The organism is Marinomonas dokdonensis, from assembly GCF_052747885.1.
This window is the reverse complement of record NZ_JBRAND010000002.1, coordinates 388,866-408,242: the sequence shown is the minus strand read 5'-3', so window position 1 is coordinate 408,242 and position 19,377 is coordinate 388,866. Positions and strand designations below refer to the sequence as shown.

Sequence of the window (19,377 nt, the reverse complement as noted above, 5' to 3'; positions counted from 1 at the left end):
TCAAAGATAGAGTCGGTATGCTATGGCCTACGCTTAAGCTTCCACCACCAAGCCATATTCCAAACTGGCATCTTGAATCCACAGCCACACATAGTCGGCAAAGCTGCGACGCACCACCAGCTCAAAGCGTAGATTTTCCAATCGGCGTATGGTCACTGTTGTTTTGGCAAATAAGGTCGATACCACTTTGCCTACAGGGAACACTGACAAATGCAAATCCACCGGCACTGACTTTTGTAACAGCTCGATGACATTGTCTCCCGACAGTTCCAATACGGTGGAACCACCACTGCTGTTTACCAAGGAATAGTGCCCCGGCATGGCATCACGAAAGGCGCTTTCAATGGCGAAGGTTTCTAAGCCCGGTACCAGAATTAGCCATTCATCTGGGGACATCCAACGGATCGAATAGTCCCCCTGTACCACAGACGTTAAAGGCTGTAATGGTAAAGCCACCCCCAACACTTGCTCGACCGCCGCCAGTTGTTCGGCATTATTTGGGTTACAACGCAGGGTCAAATGCCCTAGTAATTTATGTTCACGCAGGTGAACGCCACCACTTTGCGGGCCATGCTCGGCAAGGCTTGGGAAATCCGCATGATGCAAAGGCGACTGACCGCTGATCTCTGGGCCAGGCACTTGGTTCATCACCGCAGCTTTGCTGGCCGCGCTTTGGGCTGCCGTCATTTGAGTTTGATCAGACATTTTGACGCTCCCCTTTTGGATCATAGAAAATTGGGCTGCAAATTTCGGCTTCAATCATGGTGCCATCGGCCAGCGGGTAATACACTGTGTCGCCCATTTTGTTTAGGCCGTCTCTAATAAAGCCCATGGCAATGGAATGACCAAGACACTCACTCCAATAGCTGGAACTGACATGGCCTTCAATTGGAATCGGCATGGCTGCATTTGGGTCTAAGATGGCCGCCGAACCTTCAGGAATGACCTGTTTAGGATCTTTGGTTTTCAGCCCCACCAGCTGTTTACGATTGTCTCGCACACAGTCCTCACGGCTCATGCCGCGCTTACCAATGTAACTAAAGGGCTTCTGGTTCGACACACACCAGCCCATGCCAAGGTCATAAGGGGTCACCGAACCATCTGTGTCTTGCCCGGCGATAATGAAGCCTTTTTCAGCCCTTAGAATGTGCATGGTTTCTGTACCGTAAGGGGTAATGCCGTATTTTTCACCCGCGGCGATCAGTTGCTCCCACACCGCCATACCATAGTTGGCCTGTACGTTAATCTCGAAAGACAATTCACCCGTGAAGGAGATACGGAAGACTCTTGCAGGCACACCCGCCACTGTGATTTGCTTCCAGTCCATAAAGTGGAAGCTGTCATTACTCACGTCGGCATCGGTTAATTCCGCCAGCAATTTACGGCTGTTAGGCCCTGTAATCGTCGCCGTAGACCAATGGTCTGTTACGGTATTAAAGTAGACTTCCAGCTCAGGCCATTCAGTTTGATGATAAAGCTCTAGCCATTCATAAACATGGGCTGCGCCCCCTGTGGTGGTGGTCATCACGAAGTGATTCTCCCCCAAACAAGCCGTCACACCATCGTCAAACACCATGCCGTCTTCGCCACACATTAGGCCATAACGACACTTGCCCACCGCCAATTTCGCCCAAGCGTTGGAATAAACACGGCCTAGGAATTCACGGGCATCTTTACCTTGAATATCAATTTTGCCAAGAGTTGAAGCATCCAAGATGCCCACTGCATTGCGCACCGCCAAACATTCGCGATTCAGCGCCTGCTGCATACTTTCCCCTTGTTTTGGGAAGTACCAAGGGCGTTTCCATTGGCCGACATCTTCAAATAAAGCCCCTTGCGCCACATGCCACGGGTGCATAGCGGTGAAGCGTTTTGGCTCGAACAAGGCGCCACAGTGACGACCGACAATGGCACCAAAGGCCACTGGCGTATAGTTAGGGCGGAAAATCGTTGTTCCCGTTTCAGGGATCGATTTATTCAGTGCTTTAGCAGCCACGGCCATACCATTGATGTTGCCAAGTTTGCCTTGATCTGTACCAAAGCCCATGGCGGTATAACGCTTCACATGTTCAATGGCTTCAAAGCCTTCGCGACAGGCGATCTCAATGCCTGCAGCGGTTACATCGGTTTGATAATCGACAAATTGCTTCGGCGCTTGCGATGTTGGCTTAATATGCGGTATATGAAACACACTCATGGGTGGTGTGATGCTTAGGCTAGTGGCCGACGGCACACTCACAGGCGCCGCGACCAGCCCCATATTCGATAGGGCCTGCTGACCCGCCGCAATACCTTCTTCTAGCACCTGTGCCGTTTCGTATTGGCCATTAATGCCACCTGCAGTGAGCTGTTTTTGAATGGTTGGGCCAGGTAAAAAGCCCACCACTTCATCGCTCCACTGAGGGCGACAGCCGGTATGACAAGATAAGTGAATGACTGGGCTCCAGCCACCAGACGTCGCCAAAGTATCGGCTTTTAATTTGGTGATAGAACCCACCACTTGGCCGCCATCTGCGCTGAGTTTGGCCACAGAGACACCACTTACCCGTTTGCTGCCCTGTGCTTCAATCACACCCGAGCCCAGCATAATGGTTAAGCCACGCTCACGGGCAGCTTCAACACGAGCACCCGAGGCTTCTTCACGGGTGTCTACAATCGCTACCACATTGCGACCGGCATCTGCCCAATCCAGTGCCGCTTGGTAGCCGTAGTCATTGGTGGTCATTACCACCAAATCATAGCCCGGCACCACGCCAAAGCGATTAATGTAAGTAGACACCGCACTGCTGATCATACAACCCGGTACATCATTGTTGGCGTACACTAATGGGCGTTCGTGGGCACCGGTTGCCAACACGACCCATTTTGCACGTACTCGATGCATACGCTGGCGCACCATGCGCGCTGGGGCGATGTCCGCTAGGTGATCACTTAGGCGTTCATGAATGGTTAAGAAGTTATGATCGTGATAGCCATTTACCGTTGCTCTTGGCAATAAGGTCACTTGCTCACAAGCGGCCAGCTCAACCACTACTTCTTGTACCCAGTCTAGGGCTGGCTTGCCATCTAACAATTCTGTGGTGTTTAGTAAGCTGCCGCCAAATTCGTTTTGTTCGTCCGCAAGTATCACCCGAGCACCACCGCGCGCCGCAGTTAATGCCGCCGCCAATCCGGCAGGGCCTGCCCCCACCACCAGCAGATCACAATGCTGATTCATAGTGTCGTAAGTGTCAGGGTCTGGTAGACGAGGAGCACGGCCCATGCCCGCTGCTTTACGAATCATCGACTCGTAGGTTTCCCATAGGGACTCAGGGAACATGAAGGTTTTGTAGTAAAATCCCGGTGGCATCATGTTGCCCCCGATTTTACCGACGACCCCCATGACATCACTGTCTACGCTCGGCCAACCATTAGTAGAGGCACAAACTAAACCATCGAACAATTCTTGTTGTGTAGCACGCACGTTAGGCACTTGCGTGGCTTCCGTTGCGCCGAGTTGCAATACCGCATTAGGCTCTTCTGCTCCTGCGGCAATAATGCCCCGTGGGCGACTGTATTTGAAACTACGCGCCACCACATCTATGCCATTGGCGAGCATAGCGGAAGCCAGAGTGTCCCCCTGATAACCCGTGTACTGTTTGCCATTGTAAGTAAAAGTCAGTGGCTTAGAGCGGTCTACTCGTCCGCCATGATTAAGGCGATTCGCTTGGCTCATGATTGCGCTCCTGAGGTATCAAGTGATAAGGCTGGTTCGGCCAGCACACTGGGCTGCTCGCCAATTTTGTACACCTCTTTAATTTCATAGCTTTGGGTGTCACGCGTCATGTTGAAGAATTTTCGACAACCTGCGGCATGCACCCACAATTCGTGGTGTAAGCCCCGTGGGTTTTTACGGAAAAACATATATTCCCCCCACTCTTCATCGCTGCAAGCTTCTGGGTCTAGTGGTCGTGCAATGTGTGCCTGACCCACCGCATGAAACTCGTCTTCTTCTCGGTATTCCGCACAATGCGGGCAGTAAATATGTAACATGTTAACCCCCTATTAATGCGCTACGCCGGCCGCACCGTGTTCATCGATCAAAGCGCCGGTGTAAAAACGTTTCATGGCAAATGGTTCCGCAATTGGATGTGGTTTACCCATGGCGAGAGTATGAGCAAACAAGTTGCCAGAACCCGGTGTGCCTTTAAAACCACCTGTGCCCCAACCACAGTTAAAGAATAAATTTTTCACTGGGGTTTCAGAAATAATCGGGCTGGCATCTGGGCAAGCATCGACAATGCCACCCCACTGACGGTTCATGCGCACACGACTGGTACAAGGGAACATTTCTACTATGGCTTGCAGGGTATGCTCGACGATGCTGTAAGAACCACGCTGGCCGTAGCCCACCCAGCCATCAATACCGGCACCAATCACCAAGTCACCTTTATCGGACTGGCTCATGTAACCATGTACATGGTTGGACATCACGACTGTGTCTAGGAAAGGTTTAATCGGTTCTGACACCAAGGCTTGTAGAGGATGTGACTCGACCGGTAATTCAAAGCCTGCCATCTTGGCTAACACACCACTGTTACCCGCCACCACACAACCGACACGATCGGCCTTGATCAAGCCGTATTGTTTGGTTTTCACGCCGGTAATCTTGCCATCGTTAATTTCCATATCGATGACTTCACAGTTTTGGATCAGATCCACTCCAAGGGCGTCAGCGGCACGGGCATAACCCCAAGCCACCGCATCGTGACGAGCATTACCGGCACGGCGCTGTACCGAGGCCCCTAAAATTGGGTAGCGTGAATTTTTTGAGCAATCTAAGCTGGGAATCTCTTTTTGCAGTTGTTCGGCGTCCACCATCTCGTTGTCTATGCCTTGCAAACGGTTCGCTGCGACCAAGCGTTCGTTGGTGCGCATGTCTTGTAAGGTGTGACAGGTGTGGTAGACCCCGCGCTGCGAGAACATCACGTTGTAATTTAGCTCTTGAGCAAGTCCTTCCCACAGCTGCATGGAGTGTTCGTACAAGGCAGCCGACTCATCCCACAAGTAGTTCGAGCGGACTATGGTGGTATTACGACAGGCGTTACCACCCCCTAGGTGGCCTTTTTCCAATACCGCCACATTGGTAATGCCGTGTTCTTTCGCCAAATAATAAGCCGTTGCCAAACCGTGACCACCGCCGCCAATAATAATCACATCGTAGCGTTTTTTCGGTGTTGGATTTCGCCATACTCGCTGCCAGTTTTCATGGTGGCTAAGACTATGTTTTAACAACCCAAAGCCTGAATAATGCTGCATCAGATCAGCTCCCTTACTACATAACCAGCTTGACGAAGCGCCCTGGTGTAATGACTAAAATATGGACAAGTCTTAGATGCTCTAAAACCCCCACAGCTTATGCGTTTGCACTGATAATAAAGACAATGTTTTGCGCTCTTATGCTTAAGAACGTCCCGCGAATGACAATTAACGACAGAGGTCTAAAAGCGACTATCAAAGACAGCTATAGGGGGCGAATAGCAGAAGGAAAAGGTCGATAAAAGCTCGGGCTTTTGTGGCAAATCCTGTATAAATTCGCGCCACAGTGCTCAACAAACTGTTATTATCTAGTTGCGGAAAAGCCTAGCGATTGGTTCCATACACATAATAAATTCATAAGGAAGTTTCATGATCAAGAGTAAAATCATTCACCCTGAGTTGTTAAGCTGTTTAGCGAAATGTGGCCATAAAAGTCAGATTCTCATTGCTGATGGCAACTATTCTTGCGTAACAAACTCCCCAGCCACGGCCAATATCATTTACTTAAACTTCACAGCTGGCATGTTGAGTGGAACACAAGTGATGGAAGGTGTGTGTGAAATGTTGAACATTGAAAGCGCCTTGATGATGTCTTGTCCTGACGACTTTGATAACACCATCATTAGGGAATACCAAGCCTTGCTACCTGAGGTGGCGCCAATTGACTATGTGGAGCGTAATGACTTCTATTCTGCGGTAAGAAGTGATGACACTCTACTGGTGATCGCAACTGGCGAGCAACGCCGCTTTGCCAATATTCTGTTAACCGTTGGCGTTGTTAAGTAACAAGTTACTTAACACTAGCCTGCAATGATTTTTTATCTTGCAGGCTAGTGAATCAAGTTGCCATCCTTATATTCGATAAAGTCTGCAAACTCCTTCTCACACATGGGTTTGGCAAATAAGAAGCCTTGGTACACGTTCACACCTAGGCTTTTTAACAACTCAAATTGCGCAGTAGTTTCCACCCCTTCGGCCACCACACTCAAGTTAAAGTTATTCGCTAAATCAATAATAGATTTCACCATCAACTCTGTTTGCGGGTCTTGGGTGCTGTCTTGCACAAAGGAGCGATCAATTTTTATTTCATCAATGGGTAAGCGGTGTAAGTAATTCAAGGAAGAATAACCTGTACCAAAGTCATCCAAGGAAATGCTTACCCCGCTGTTTTTAAGTTGCACCAGTTTTTCTGTGGCATCTTTGATGTCTTGGATCAACACTGACTCAGTGACTTCAATAACCAGCTTGTTACGATCGATTTTATAGGCATCGAGGGTTTCCACAAATTGCTCAACAAAGTGACTTTGCCAAAGCTGCTTCGCACTTATATTTACCGAAATAGTAAGATGCTTAGTCTTCTCGTTTTGTTGCCACTGATTTAGCTTTTGACATGCTAATTCAAGCACTTGCTGGCCAATTCTAATGATCAGATTGCTTTCTTCTGCTTGGTCAATAAATACCCCAGGCACTAGCAGGCCACGCTCTCGGTGCATCCAACGAACTAAAGCTTCAGAGCCAATAACCTGCCCACTGCCATCAAATTTTGGCTGTAAATGAATATGGAAGTCCCGCTGCTGAATAGCATAGCGCATATCTCGAATGAGTTGGCTAGAGTGAGTGAGATCACTCTGGTTTTCAAGGGTGTAAACTTTTCCTTGCTGACCGCCCGCCATTTTGGCCCGATACATAGCAATATCTGCCAACTGTAATAGGTAGCCCATTTCCACATCGGGCGTGTTAAAAATGATACCGCCCACACTTATCGCAATATCATAGTCAATGTCTTCGTCCTGATGCCCATTATTGAGAGTAAAGGTCTTGCTGATGGCGCCAACCAGTTGATTTGCGTAATCGGATACTCTGTTCAGCACACTCGCTTCATCCCCCTCAACTGAAGGGCAAACAATGATAAATTCATCGCCACCAAAGCGTCCTAAAAAGTGCCCATCTGTGATTTCGTCGGTCAGCCTAGACGCCATTTTCTGTAACAGTTGATCCCCCATTTGGTGACCATAACTATCATTTAATAGCTTAAACCTGTCTAAATCTAAAAAAAGAATGGCGCTGTAGCTTGGATTCTTGGCTTTTTCCGCGATGGTTTTAGCGATCATCTTCTCTAGCTGTGCGCGGTTATTAAGGCCTGTTAGTGGATCATAGTAAGCCAACCGTTCCACTTGCATTTGACTGGTTTTCTTCTCGGTAATATCCAAGACGATACCAACTAGCCAAACAGGAGCACCCTGCTCATCAAATTCCGCTACGCTGCCCCTGTCCCATACCCAGATGATGTTGCCATCTGTTCGTTTCATACGAAACTCAATATTATAAGGGGTGTTATTGTCTACCAACTGATGCAGGGCTTCATCGACTTTAGGCCGATCTTCTGGAAGGATACATTCAAGAAATTCCGCAAAGGTATTCTGGCTCGACTCTATCCCGATAATATCTTCCCACTGTTTATTATGAGCTACTTCGTTGGTTTGTACATTCCACTCCCAAAGGCCTTCTTCAGATACTTCTAATATTTGCTCTAAACGTTGTTTATTTTTTTCAGAGTTCTCTTTTAACTGTGTAATCTCTGTTATATCTCTGGCAAAAACGATTATTTTCAACTTACCCTTAACGTCTTTAAAGGGAACCTTAAGAGACAAATAATGACTCACCTGACCACTGGCTTGATCCGTAAAAGATTCATAAACCGTGGTTTCTTTAAAGTTATCGATGATTTCTTGGGTGTTTTTCAAAAAGAAGTCTGACTGCTCTTTATTGTTAGTGAAATAAAAGTCATCTTTGCCCACCATATTTTCGGGGTAGGTTTCGTAGAGCTCAGCAGCAGAGGTATTACAGAAGACAAACTTGCTATCGTAATCTTTCACTATGATGGCATCATTATTGGAGTGAAAAATGTCCTCAATAATGCGCAAATGCCGATCGAATATTCGTTCAAAGCTAACAGCCAGTAGGCCACAGGCAATCCAAACGATGGCTATCTCGGACAATAGGTCTTCTAAGCTGTGATGATCAGTGACAAAAGTTAGTAAGAATAACCCTATACTACAGAGCGTACTCACTAATATTGTGATCATCACTATGATATGTTTGTTATAGCCTGTCACATTTTCCATGTAAGCATTCCTTAGTTTTTCGCACCCTATGATTGGCGCGTCTTGTCGTTTTGATTGAATGGTAAGTTTTGTGCCTACTCAAACTTATCTACGACATAATCATTTTCTGGTTTTGATAATTCACAATGCGGTTTTTGCCTGTGTTTTTGGCCGTGTATAAGGCTTCATCAGACTGACGTAATAACTCACTGGTTTCTAACTCGTTAGCACCATCATATGTGGTGACGCCAACACTAATGGTAAAGCGGATAACATGATCCAAGTAATGGATTTCATATTGCTCGCAATGTTGACGGACTTTCTCAAGCAAGCGTAGGGCGTTATCAAGGTCTGTATTCACAAGCACTAGGGCAAATTCTTCGCCACCTATTCTTCCTGCTAGGTCACTGCTCCGAAGGTCCTGCTTTATAATGTTGGCAAACGCTTTTAATGTTTCATCCCCCGCTGCATGACCGTATTGATCGTTCACTTTTTTAAAGTCATCAAGGTCTATAATCGCCACACACAGTTTTTGTTGCTGACGCTGTGCAAGCTTGGCCAAAGAGCCATAACTCGAAAAGAAAGCGCCCCTTGACCTTAAGCCCGTTAAGCTGTCGTAGGTTGCTAGATAGCGTTGTTCTTTTTCTAATTTGTGAATTTTCAAGGTAAGACCTAGAAATACCCAACTTATGGGCGGGGTAATAAAAACTGGGCTTAATATGGATAAAATAATGTTATCCATATTTACTGGTAGTCCAAGCAGCCCTTTGGCAACATAAGTAACCGCCAAAGACGCTAAGACGGTTACCACAGTCACTATGCTTGTGACTTTCACACGCCCAAATTTAACAACCAAACGTCTAAACATTTTTAGCTACGGGTTAAACAACTCAACCAGTAGTTCTCTCCTTTATTATCCTTAAAAACCCCATAACATCTCATGGTGTTATGAGGCCTACTGCTACTTTATTTGTGCCACGTTTTGCGGATTTCCCTCGCAAAAAGCCACTAGATTTTCAAAGGCAATGTTGAAATACAGCTGATAACTGCCCTGCTCTACATAACCAAGATGAGGAGAACAGAGCACATTATCTAGTGACAGAAGCGCTTCGCTATTTCCTGTGAGAGGCTCTTGTTCGTACACGTCCAGCACGGCTTGCTTACTGCGATTCGCTTGCATGTCCGCTAACAATGCCCCCTCTTCGATCAATTCCGCCCGACTGATATTCACCAACATGGCATCTGGCTTCATGACGGCTAAATCTTCACTATTAACACAGTGTTTGGTGGCCTCATTTAAGCGTAAATGCAAAGACACGATATCGGCGTTTTCGAAGAAGGCTTGTTTCGTTTCCGCACACATAAAGCCATGGGATAACGCAAGCTCTCTTGATGGCTCTCGCCCCCAAATAAGCACCTGCATGCCAAAGGCTTTGGCAAACTGGGCAATGCGCTGGCCAATTTTGCCATAGCCCCAGATACCTAGGGTTTTGCCATGCAGTGTTCGTCCTAGACCTAATGAACCACTTTGCTGCCACTGACCCTGACGTAAATTTTCCACATAGGCGGGGATATGTCGGTAGGCAGACATGATCAGTGCCCAGCACAATTCTGCAGGAGCTATTGGCGAGCCAGCCCCTTCTAATACTTTAACTTGGTATTTGTCACATAGGGCCACATCAATGTGATTACTGACCTTGCCGGTTTGGCTGATGACTTTGAGCTTAGGTAGCTGTGCCAACAAGTTTTCACTGATAACCGTGCGTTCACGGATCAAGACTAAGCCTTCAACCTCTGACAATTTAGAAATAAGCTCAGTTTCTGAATAGGTTTGGTTAAACACTTGTACTTCATGACCATCCAATAGAGAGAAACAGTCTAGTTTTCTCACTTCATCTTGATAATCATCTAATATGGCAATTTTCAAATTAGCTTCCTTCTAGTAGGGTTACAGATAAGGTGATACCACAGCAAGACAATGGTTAACCCTGGTAGGTTTCTCTCCAACTGGCGCCACATACTGAGATGCAAGACAACCACCAGCAGTCGCTATATTGCCTTTTGCATAAGAAACTTGCTCTAAAACCTCAAAAGAATGGCCTTGTAGCCTAGGTTTAGTGGTGAGGTCAGTACTGGCGGGTAGTTTTTTGAGAAAGCTTAAGGCGGATAAAATAAGTGCGACGGAGCATTGGGCGCCAATGAGTTGTTTCTTAGTTGAGGTAACGCGGGGTGTTGAGCCGGTAGTTTGAACCTTCCAGCCTTTCTCCTTCATACGGTTTAGAATGCCCGCAGCAATAAAAGAGTCCAGCTCATTGAAACCGTCAAACGTTAATATGGCTACCTTCATCTTAGCCCCCTCATCCTTTACTGCGCTAGACTCTATTTATGCCCACTCATTACATAAAACACAAGTGGAAAGACATTTCGTTACATAAAGTTGCAAGTATGGGGCAAAACTTTGGCTAAAGAAACTTAACTCTTACTGATTTGAAGGAAACCATTTACGAATTTGCGTAAAGCGCACTTGCTGGATGAATAAGGATAATAGAATGATCAAAATCCCTACTCCTTGGTATAGATCTATCCCTTCTCCTACCAAGAATATCCCCAATATAACCGCCGTCACTGGGTTTAATAACGAGATCAAACCAAAAGTCGCTGCCCCTAGACTGCGAATAGCCCTGATAAAAAGCCAATAAGCAAACGCTGTGTTTAATACAACGATCCATATTAAGCCTGGTAACATTTGCGTGGTGGGTAAACTTGGTGGACCATCTATCATCCATACGATGGGTACCAGTAACAGGCCACCTATAATCAACTGCCAAGCGGCAACACCAGCCACATCGGAAATTACCCACTTTTGCATATTTAAGCTGGATATGGCGACCATTAAGGTGGCAAACAGCGCAGCGCCTACGCCAATGAAGTCCACATCCGCATCTGGGTTAAGCAGAATGATTACCCCCAATAAGCCTAATAATGCACTGATGGCGGCCTTTTTATTAGGCACTTTGCCAGAGAAAAGCCACTGGATAACAATGATCTGCAAAGGCAAGGTTGCGCCTAATGTTCCTACTACCGCTCCGGGTAAACGATAAGCTGCCACCAGCAACAAAACAAAGAAAATGGCGATATTCATCACACCTAACTGCATTAGCCTAGGAAAGGCCAAATTAGGCTTGCGACGTACTAGTAATAAAAGCAATAAACCCGCGGGTAAGGCTCGCCATACGGCTAACCAATAAGGTGACATATCTTGCAGGTACAAGGCGATGGCAGCATAAGTACTACCCCATAAAATCGGAACTATCATTGCTAGCCAGAACATCTATTACACTACCTTCATAGGTCTAAGGTGAATTATTCTTCCTTGAAAGAATCTTTTTGAAAAGATATTGTAACGCAAAGCTAAATCAAAGTATCTTTTTGAAAAGATATATTTACCAAGATATTGAAAAGGAAGTTTTGTGTCAGATCATGTTTCACGAATTTTAGAGCAATGGTCCACCCATCGCCCGGATCTAGATTGCTCACCTATGGGGGTCATTGGCCGTATTGAACGCATGAGTAAATTCCTTGCGCCAGCCATTGAGTCATTGATCCACAGTTTTGACTTGTCTCGCATTGAGTTTGATATCTTAGCGACCCTAAGACGATCTAGTGGACCGCTGACGCCAACTCAACTCTATCAAGACACCATGCTCTCTTCCGGCGCCATGTCGACTCGTCTAGAACACCTAGTGAATAAAGGTTGGATTAAGAGAGAGCCTAGCCCATCAGATAGACGAAGCTGCACCATCGAGCTAACTCAAACAGGGCGAGAAAATATTGATGCGATTGTTACAAAGCATGTAAACAATGAACGTGACTTACTGCAAAGCCTTAACTTAGAAGAGCAAGAACAACTGGCAAGCCTTTTAGCGAAGTGGCTGAGCCATCACGAAAACAAGTAAGCTTAACCCATGTTTAGAGCAAAGCTTAGGCCATGATTAAGTGATGGTCGGCTGGGGACACACCAAAGTGGCGTTTAAAAGCCGTAGCAAAGTTGCTGGTGTGATTGTAACCGGCAATAAAGGCAGCCTCGATGATGGATGCACCATCGTATCTAAGGGCCTTTCTAGCCGCCTCTAAACGACGGACTCGCAAGAACTGAGACAAGCTCATATTGAGAACATCTTTTGAATAGCGCTGTAAGGTCGCCGTACTCATGCCTAACTCGTCACTAATGGTGTCAAAGTCCATATAAAGAACCTCATCACTACGCATGAGCTCTTCGAATTGACTGCTTCTTTTATCACTGACTCTCATCCGCATTGGACGCGCTTGGCTAACCATATCCACCCAGGTCGACATTAGTGACATAGCAAAGCCTTGTCGCGCCATGGAGCAGTTAAAATCATCACGATTGTATTTCAATATACTCTCAGCTTGTTGCCAATACATATCAGGCAAGGCCCAATCTTCGAGAGAAAAATGCTTATTAATTTCTTGCTGAACAGGCTTGCTGGCGATGTCATGTCTTTCAAACCAGTCAGGTGTCACTGATAGGTACAAAGCGGTACGTTGCTCGCCCTTTTTAACATTCATGCTGCACAATTCTGGCTCTTTGAAATTCATCAATTTGGCGTGATGATTACGGCTGACTAATTTAGCTTTTTGCTCACCAAAACGCATGTCCATGGTGCTGGAAAACATAATGGCAATCTTAAAGTTAGGCTTTAATTCTTCTTCAAAACTAAAATCGGTGACCGCTTTGGCATCCACCATATGAAAGGTCATGCCGGAGGGTAAAGTTTCCGTAATCACACTTCCCTGTAATCTTTCTTGACTGGTATGAATCTTTACACTGCTCATAATAAAAACCGTTTTGTAGGTGTTCCTAAAGCCATTTTTTCCTAAATTTATGCTTTCTTGCATCTTTTTCATAAAAACTTGATCGAATAGCATAAACAAATGCGCTTCGATGTATGGAATAATAATCCCCGAAATATGTAAATGCAATTGATTCTCTTTTGCATTATTAACTATATATACATTTCTTGTAAAATCTTTACATTCGAGCTGTGAAAACAAAGGTCAACTAGATGAAACGTAGTATAAAAGTGAAACAAACACGCCTTGCAATGAGCAAGTTTTCCAAACCAGCAACTTTCGCAACCCTTGCTTTGGCATTAATTCCATTTCCAAAGACGGTATTGGCTGCTGAAATCGAGACAAGCACTGCCTTACCTACCCTAACAGTGGAAGGAAACGCTTTGTATGACGCTTCGTCTAGTGAAGAGTTAACAGGCTACAATGTTGAAGCAGCAACCGTTGGTACCAAAACCCCTGCAGCACTAAAAGACATCCCACAGTCTATCACTGTCATCACCAATGACTACATTGAAGATCGTGGCGCGGTATACCTTGATGATATAACTAAAACGACACCAGGCCTAACGACCCTATCAAATGAAAGTGGCCGTTCATCTATCTTTGCCCGTGGTTACGAATACGATGACCTTTTAATCGATGGTCTATCTGCCCCTGTTGGTAGCCAGTCAGGTACACTTCCTTCGCTAAGTGCTTTTGACCGTATAGAAATTATGCGCGGCCCATCTGGTCTGTTTAGCAGTACCAGTGAAATGGGTGGTATCATGAACTTGGTACGTAAACGTGGTACTGAAGATACTCAAGCATCCGTCAATGTTGGCGCTGGCAGCTGGGGTAGATACCAGTTGGGTACCGATGTATCTGGCTCTCTTAATGAAGATGGTAGTGTTCGCGGACGCTTGGTATTAGATCAATCTAATGCTGCAAACCAAATAGAAGACAATGAAAATATTAGCCAAAGTGTTTATGCCACTGTAGAAATCGACTTGGATGATGACACTGAGTTATCTGTTGGTGTACTACACCAAACCAAGGATATCGATACCAGTAATGGCTTACCAAGCTACGCTGACGGCACTTTGTTAGATCTAGACACCTCTACTTTTTTCGGGGCTGACTGGAATGAGTTTAATGCAGAGAGTACCGATGTTTTTGCTGACTTAACACATCGATTCGATAACGGTGGTCGTGGTCGTATCGCTGCAAGGGTATCTGATCGAACTTCAGACTTTGACTACGCCTATACTGGCAGTTCTGTAGACTCGGATGATAATATCACCAAATTTTCAGAATATGCTAGTGACATTGATCAGCAGGCAATAGCTTTTGACGCCAGCTACAGTCAGCCTTTTGAAGCAATGGGTAATGTTAGTGAATTTGTTGTAGGTCTTGACTACAAGCAAGAAGAGTCAACCCAGAACTCTATCATTTCCGCAGCGAGTGGCACATGGAATATTTATTCGTTTGATTCCTCTACCTTAACGAAAGATTTGTTTAGCGTTACGCGTACAACGGATTCTGATACTTCTGAACAAGAACAAGCTGTATACGGCAAGCTTACTTTCCGTCCTATTGAAAACCTAGCCTTGATCACGGGCGCACGCGTCAGTAACTACGACCTAGATACAGGAACCGATACGGCTACTGGTTCTCACGTCACGCCATACGCTGGTCTTGTATACGACTTAAATGACTCTCAGGCGCTTTACGCCAGCTATTCAGAAGTATTCAAACCACAAGATTCTGTTGATGTGAACGGAGACTTTATCGATCCTCGTGAAGGTGAGCAGGTTGAATTTGGTATTAAAGGAAGCTACCTAAACGGCTTACTTAACAGCCGCCTAACGGCTTTCCAATTAACGGATAAGAACCGTGCAGAGCAAGTCGACGGTGAAACCTACTATGAAACGACGGGTGAATACCAAGTGCGTGGTTTCGAAGCTGAAATCGCAGGCCAATTTGGTCAGTGGGATACGATCTTGGGCTATACCTACATGGAAACGGAAGTACTATCTGGAAGCACAAGCCGTTACTTCTCGCTTATGCCGGAACACAACTTCTCAGCTTGGTCTAAATATCGCTTTGAAGCACCGGAAGATTCTTTGCTTAACAACATGACAGTTGGTGCAGGCTTAACGGCAATGAGCGATTTCGAAACATCTGACGGAACCGTGAAAGGTGCTGGCTATGCAACAGTAGATGCGGCTGTTTCTAAGCAAATCAATGATAACCTTAAGGTTTCATTGAATGTAAACAACCTGTTTGATACTAAGTACTATGCGCGTGTCGGTGCAACAAGTACCTTCAACTTCTACGGGCCATCTCGTAACTTTATGGCAAACGCCACTTATACTTTCTAAATTGATTCCCTTTATTTAGAAGTAAGTAGTATTCGGGAGCTGAGAAATCAGCTCCTTTTTTTTTGCCTAAAATATTCTCAAACAGACATCTGCTGCTGCAGTTTTTGAATGATATGTTCACCAATCGGGAACGCACTGGTGGCTGCTGGGGATGGTGCGTTACACACATGTAAGGTGCGAGGGGATTGAGCGAATAAAAAGTCATGAACCAAACTGCCATCTTTCATCACCGCTTGGGCACGAATGCCCGCTGGATAATCTTCTAAATCTTCAAGCTCGACCAGGTCACAATATTTTCTGACTTGTGAAAGGTAGCCTGGCTTATACCAAGAGTTTTTGGTTTCGATTAAACCAGTTCGCCAATGCTGAGCAATCAGCTTCCAAAAGCCCGGAAAGCGAATCATATCAAGAATATCCCTTGGACTAATATTAATACGTCCATAGCCTTCTCGTTTCCAGCCTTGCACGGCGTTTGGCCCGACTGTCACTGAGCCGTCTATCATGCGGGTAAGATGCACCCCTAAGAAAGGTAAATCTGGGTCTGGAATTGGATAGATAAGATGATTTACCAGCTTATTATGTTTAGCTGGCAATTTATAATACTCGCCGCGAAACGGAATAATTTGAAAGTCCGTTTCTATGTCTAGCATCTTAGTTAGACGGTCTGCCATTAAGCCACTGCAACTTACTAAATAACGGGCGCACACCACATCATTGTTCAACTTGATGATGACCTGCTCATGACTTTCAGAAAGGTCAATCACCTTGCTGTCTAGCCAAAGCTCGCCGCCAGCCTCGACAAATAGCTCGGCTAGTTTTTTACAAATATGCTGATAATTGACTATGCCAGTAGAGGGAACAAACAGAGCGCCCAACCCTTTCACATTCGGTTCACGCTGCTTTAACGCTGGCTGGTCTAACTGTTCAACCTCTAAATTGTTTTGCTGACAACGCTGATAAAGTGCTTGCATGCGCTCAACTTCTTTATCATTGGTTGCAACTAACAATTTACCGCATTGATCAAACTTGATCTTATGCTGCTGGCAAAATGCCTTTGTGGCCGCCGCGCCCCGCTGGCAAAAGTCCGCTTTCAAGCTGCCCGGAGCATAATACACACCGGCATGTATTACCCCTGAATTATGGCCCGTTTGATGGAGCCCCACATCACTTTCTTTTTCGATAAGTAAAATACGATAATCTGGGTATTGCTGTATTAATTGCCACGCGGTAGACAAACCAACAATACCCGCACCAATAATGGCAATATCGTAATGAGAGGATTTAGGCATAGAGCGTCACTTTGACCTTATGAATGTGAAGAAGTTACGTTAATTTAGCAATGTACCTCTGCTCGAGTTAGCGTGCAAAGTTTTTTATAAACTGCTTTTCGTCTGTTAAGTAGGCTTGCACACAAGACTGACACACGCAGCGCTTGTCTTGCTGTTCCGGTGGCAATAAAGCTAACAAGGAGGCAGGAATCTCTTGCTGAAAACACCAACACTGCCCTGCTACCGAACATTGATTATCTTGTGAACAAAATGGACACTGCACTGTTATCTTCCTTGCGCGGTTAATATTAAGCAAAAAAAATCCCCGCCGAAGCAGGGATTTTATTAGCTAGTAATAAGCGTTTATTGCAAACAACTTACCAGCCAGTGATTTCTTTAAGGCCTGCACCGATGTCAGCCAAAGAACGTACAGTTTTAACGCCTGCGTCTTCTAGTGCTGCAAATTTCTCATCAGCAGTACCTTTACCACCAGAGATGATCGCACCAGCGTGACCCATACGCTTACCAGCAGGAGCTGTAACACCCGCAATGTAAGATACAACAGGCTTAGTAACGTTTGCTTTGATGTAAGCAGCCGCTTCTTCTTCAGCTGTACCACCGATTTCACCGATCATAACAATCGCTTCAGTCTGTGGATCGTTTTGGAACATTTCCAATACGTCGATGAAGTTAGTACCTGGGATTGGGTCACCACCAATACCTACACAAGTAGATTGACCGAAACCAGCGTCAGTCGTTTGCTTAACGGCTTCATAAGTCAAAGTACCAGAACGAGATACGATACCTACTTTACCTGGCATGTGGATGTGACCTGGCATGATACCGATCTTACATTCACCTGGTGTGATAACACCTGGGCAGTTAGGACCGATTAGACGTACGTCAAGTGCGTCACATGCAACTTTACAGTCAAGCATGTCTAGCGTTGGAACACCTTCAGTGATACAAACGATAAGTTTGATACCAGCATTCGCAGCTTCAAGGATAGAGTCTTTAACGAAAGGAGCTGGAACGTAGATTACAGATGCTTCAGCGCCTGTTTGCTCTACAGCTTCTTTCACTGTATTGAATACAGGAAGACCTAGGTGAGTTTGACCACCTTTACCAGGTGTTACACCACCAACCATTTTTGTTCCGTAGGCAATTGCTTGCTCAGAGTGGAACGTACCTTGGCCACCAGTGAAACCCTGACAGATTACTTTAGTATCTTTGTTAATTAAGACAGACATTATTATTTGCCCTCCGCAGCTTTAACAACTTGCTCAGCGGCGTCTTTCAAGCTTGCTGCAGCAATAATATCTAGGTCAGATTTCGCAAGAACTTCACGACCTAGTTCAGCATTTGTACCTTCAAGACGAACAACAACAGGTACGTTAACACCTACTTGCTCAACGGCACCGATAATACCTTCTGCGATCATGTCACAACGAACGATACCACCGAAGATGTTAACCAATACGGCTTTAACATTGTCATCAGATAGGATGATTTTGAATGCTTCAGCAACACGTTCTTTGGTTGCACCACCACCTACGTCTAGGAAGTTAGCAGGCTTACCACCGTGGATGTTAACGATATCCATTGTACCCATTGCTAGGCCGGCACCGTTTACCATGCAACCTACGTTACCATCTAGTGCTACGTAGTTAAGTTCCCACTGTGCAGCATGTGCTTCACGCTCATCTTCTTGAGATGGATCGTGGAACTCTTGCATTTTCTTCTGACGGTATACAGCGTTGCTGTCGATGTTGATCTTGCCGTCTAGACAGTGAAGGTTACCTTCATCAGTGATAACCAATGGGTTGATTTCTAGAAGGGCGAAATCGTAGTCGTGGAACATTTGCGACAAACCAAGGAAGATCTTAGTGAACTGCTTGATTTGAGCTGGGTTAAGACCCATTTTAAATGCCATTTCACGAGCTTGGTAAGGCTGTGCACCCACTAGAGGATCGATGATCGCTTTGTGGATTAGTTCAGGCGTTTCTTCTGCAACTTTCTCGATTTCAACACCGCCTTCAGTAGACGCCATGAAAACAACTTTGCGAGTAGAACGGTCAACAACGGCACCTAGGTACAATTCGTTGTCGATGTCTGTGCAAGACTCAACTAGGATCTTAGCAACTGGCTGACCATTTTCGTCTGTTTGGTAAGTAACCAAGTTCTTACCTAACCAATTTGCTGCAAATGCAGAAACTTCTTCATAAGAATCAACAAGTTTCACACCGCCCGCTTTACCGCGACCACCTGCGTGAACCTGAGCTTTAACAACCCACTTGTCACCACCAATTTTTTTCGCTGCTTCCACCGCCGCTTCAGGCGTGTCTACTGCGTACCCTGTAGATACTGGCAGGCCGTATTCAGCAAAAAGCTGTTTAGCCTGATATTCATGTAGGTTCATTTGATTCTTCCGCTCATCTTAATGATTGACATAAGCTCTGCCTGTTAAGACAG

Annotated in this window: 17 protein-coding genes; 3 read left to right on the top strand and 14 right to left on the bottom strand. The window is 45.7% G+C overall.

Annotated elements, in window-relative coordinates; translation table 11 throughout:
• Positions 1 to 33: 33 nt before the first annotated feature.
• From ACUM5Y_RS06355 to ACUM5Y_RS06340, 4 genes are read right to left on the bottom strand one after another with little or no spacing between them, the layout of a single operon-like run.
• The gene (locus ACUM5Y_RS06355; RefSeq protein ID WP_445976034.1) at positions 34 to 705 is read right to left on the bottom strand and encodes a sarcosine oxidase subunit gamma; all 672 of its coding nucleotides are present in this window, start codon (positions 703 to 705) and stop codon (positions 34 to 36) included.
• Positions 698 to 3,715, bottom strand: a complete 3,018-nt coding sequence (locus ACUM5Y_RS06350) for a sarcosine oxidase subunit alpha family protein (RefSeq protein ID WP_445976033.1) — start codon at positions 3,713 to 3,715, stop codon at positions 698 to 700. The genes ACUM5Y_RS06355 and ACUM5Y_RS06350 overlap by 8 nt, the downstream gene beginning before the upstream one ends.
• On the bottom strand, positions 3,712 to 4,032 hold the full coding sequence (locus ACUM5Y_RS06345) for a sarcosine oxidase subunit delta (RefSeq protein ID WP_445976032.1): 321 nt from the start codon (positions 4,030 to 4,032) through the stop codon (positions 3,712 to 3,714). The genes ACUM5Y_RS06350 and ACUM5Y_RS06345 overlap by 4 nt, the downstream gene beginning before the upstream one ends.
• A gap of 12 nt (positions 4,033 to 4,044) precedes the next feature.
• A complete protein-coding gene (locus tag ACUM5Y_RS06340) occupies positions 4,045 to 5,298 on the bottom strand; it encodes a sarcosine oxidase subunit beta family protein (RefSeq protein ID WP_445976031.1) in 1,254 nt (417 codons plus the stop codon).
• 369 nt (positions 5,299 to 5,667) lie between these two features.
• Here ACUM5Y_RS06340 and ACUM5Y_RS06335 point away from each other — a divergent pair, with 369 nt between their 5' ends.
• Positions 5,668 to 6,084, top strand: coding sequence for an RbsD/FucU family protein (locus ACUM5Y_RS06335; protein ID WP_445976030.1), 417 nt, complete (start codon positions 5,668 to 5,670; stop codon positions 6,082 to 6,084).
• Between the two features lie 44 nt (positions 6,085 to 6,128).
• On the opposite strand, the gene ACUM5Y_RS06330 is transcribed toward ACUM5Y_RS06335, so the two are convergent.
• The 5 genes from ACUM5Y_RS06330 to ACUM5Y_RS06310 form a co-directional block, all read right to left on the bottom strand.
• Positions 6,129 to 8,423, bottom strand: a complete 2,295-nt coding sequence (locus ACUM5Y_RS06330; RefSeq protein WP_445976029.1) for an EAL domain-containing protein — start codon at positions 8,421 to 8,423, stop codon at positions 6,129 to 6,131.
• 88 nt (positions 8,424 to 8,511) lie between these two features.
• Positions 8,512 to 9,270 (bottom strand): GGDEF domain-containing protein, encoded by a 759-nt coding sequence (locus tag ACUM5Y_RS06325; RefSeq protein WP_445976028.1) that lies wholly within the window; start codon positions 9,268 to 9,270, stop codon positions 8,512 to 8,514.
• 93 nt (positions 9,271 to 9,363) lie between these two features.
• Complete coding sequence (locus ACUM5Y_RS06320; RefSeq protein WP_445976027.1) at positions 9,364 to 10,329, bottom strand: D-2-hydroxyacid dehydrogenase family protein; 966 nt, start codon at positions 10,327 to 10,329, stop codon at positions 9,364 to 9,366.
• A 21-nt stretch (positions 10,330 to 10,350) separates the two neighbouring features.
• Entirely contained in the window at positions 10,351 to 10,749 is a 399-nt protein-coding gene (locus tag ACUM5Y_RS06315; RefSeq protein WP_445976026.1) for a hypothetical protein, read from the bottom strand.
• A 132-nt stretch (positions 10,750 to 10,881) separates the two neighbouring features.
• On the bottom strand, positions 10,882 to 11,718 hold the full coding sequence (locus ACUM5Y_RS06310) for a DMT family transporter (protein WP_445976025.1): 837 nt from the start codon (positions 11,716 to 11,718) through the stop codon (positions 10,882 to 10,884).
• 154 nt (positions 11,719 to 11,872) lie between these two features.
• On the opposite strand from ACUM5Y_RS06310, the gene ACUM5Y_RS06305 reads away from it, so the two are divergent.
• Positions 11,873 to 12,358: a MarR family winged helix-turn-helix transcriptional regulator gene (locus ACUM5Y_RS06305; RefSeq protein ID WP_445976024.1), complete on the top strand. Its 486-nt coding sequence runs from the start codon at positions 11,873 to 11,875 to the stop codon at positions 12,356 to 12,358.
• A 25-nt stretch (positions 12,359 to 12,383) separates the two neighbouring features.
• Here ACUM5Y_RS06305 and ACUM5Y_RS06300 read toward each other — a convergent pair whose 3' ends face one another.
• Positions 12,384 to 13,259 (bottom strand): helix-turn-helix transcriptional regulator, encoded by an 876-nt coding sequence (locus ACUM5Y_RS06300; protein ID WP_445976023.1) that lies wholly within the window; start codon positions 13,257 to 13,259, stop codon positions 12,384 to 12,386.
• Between the two features lie 230 nt (positions 13,260 to 13,489).
• Here ACUM5Y_RS06300 and ACUM5Y_RS06295 point away from each other — a divergent pair, with 230 nt between their 5' ends.
• Entirely contained in the window at positions 13,490 to 15,637 is a 2,148-nt protein-coding gene (locus ACUM5Y_RS06295) for a TonB-dependent siderophore receptor (RefSeq protein WP_445976022.1), read from the top strand.
• Between the two features lie 77 nt (positions 15,638 to 15,714).
• Here ACUM5Y_RS06295 and lhgD read toward each other — a convergent pair whose 3' ends face one another.
• From lhgD to sucC, 4 genes are all read right to left on the bottom strand, one after another.
• Positions 15,715 to 16,926 (bottom strand): L-2-hydroxyglutarate dehydrogenase, encoded by a 1,212-nt coding sequence (gene lhgD, locus ACUM5Y_RS06290; RefSeq protein ID WP_445976021.1) that lies wholly within the window; start codon positions 16,924 to 16,926, stop codon positions 15,715 to 15,717.
• 67 nt (positions 16,927 to 16,993) lie between these two features.
• Positions 16,994 to 17,188 (bottom strand): cysteine-rich CWC family protein, encoded by a 195-nt coding sequence (locus tag ACUM5Y_RS06285; RefSeq protein WP_445976020.1) that lies wholly within the window; start codon positions 17,186 to 17,188, stop codon positions 16,994 to 16,996.
• Positions 17,189 to 17,282: 94 nt separating this feature from the next.
• Positions 17,283 to 18,155, bottom strand: coding sequence for a succinate--CoA ligase subunit alpha (gene sucD / locus ACUM5Y_RS06280; RefSeq protein WP_445976019.1), 873 nt, complete (start codon positions 18,153 to 18,155; stop codon positions 17,283 to 17,285).
• A gap of 2 nt (positions 18,156 to 18,157) precedes the next feature.
• Positions 18,158 to 19,324 (bottom strand): ADP-forming succinate--CoA ligase subunit beta, encoded by a 1,167-nt coding sequence (sucC, locus tag ACUM5Y_RS06275; RefSeq protein ID WP_445976018.1) that lies wholly within the window; start codon positions 19,322 to 19,324, stop codon positions 18,158 to 18,160.
• Positions 19,325 to 19,377: the final 53 nt, after the last annotated feature.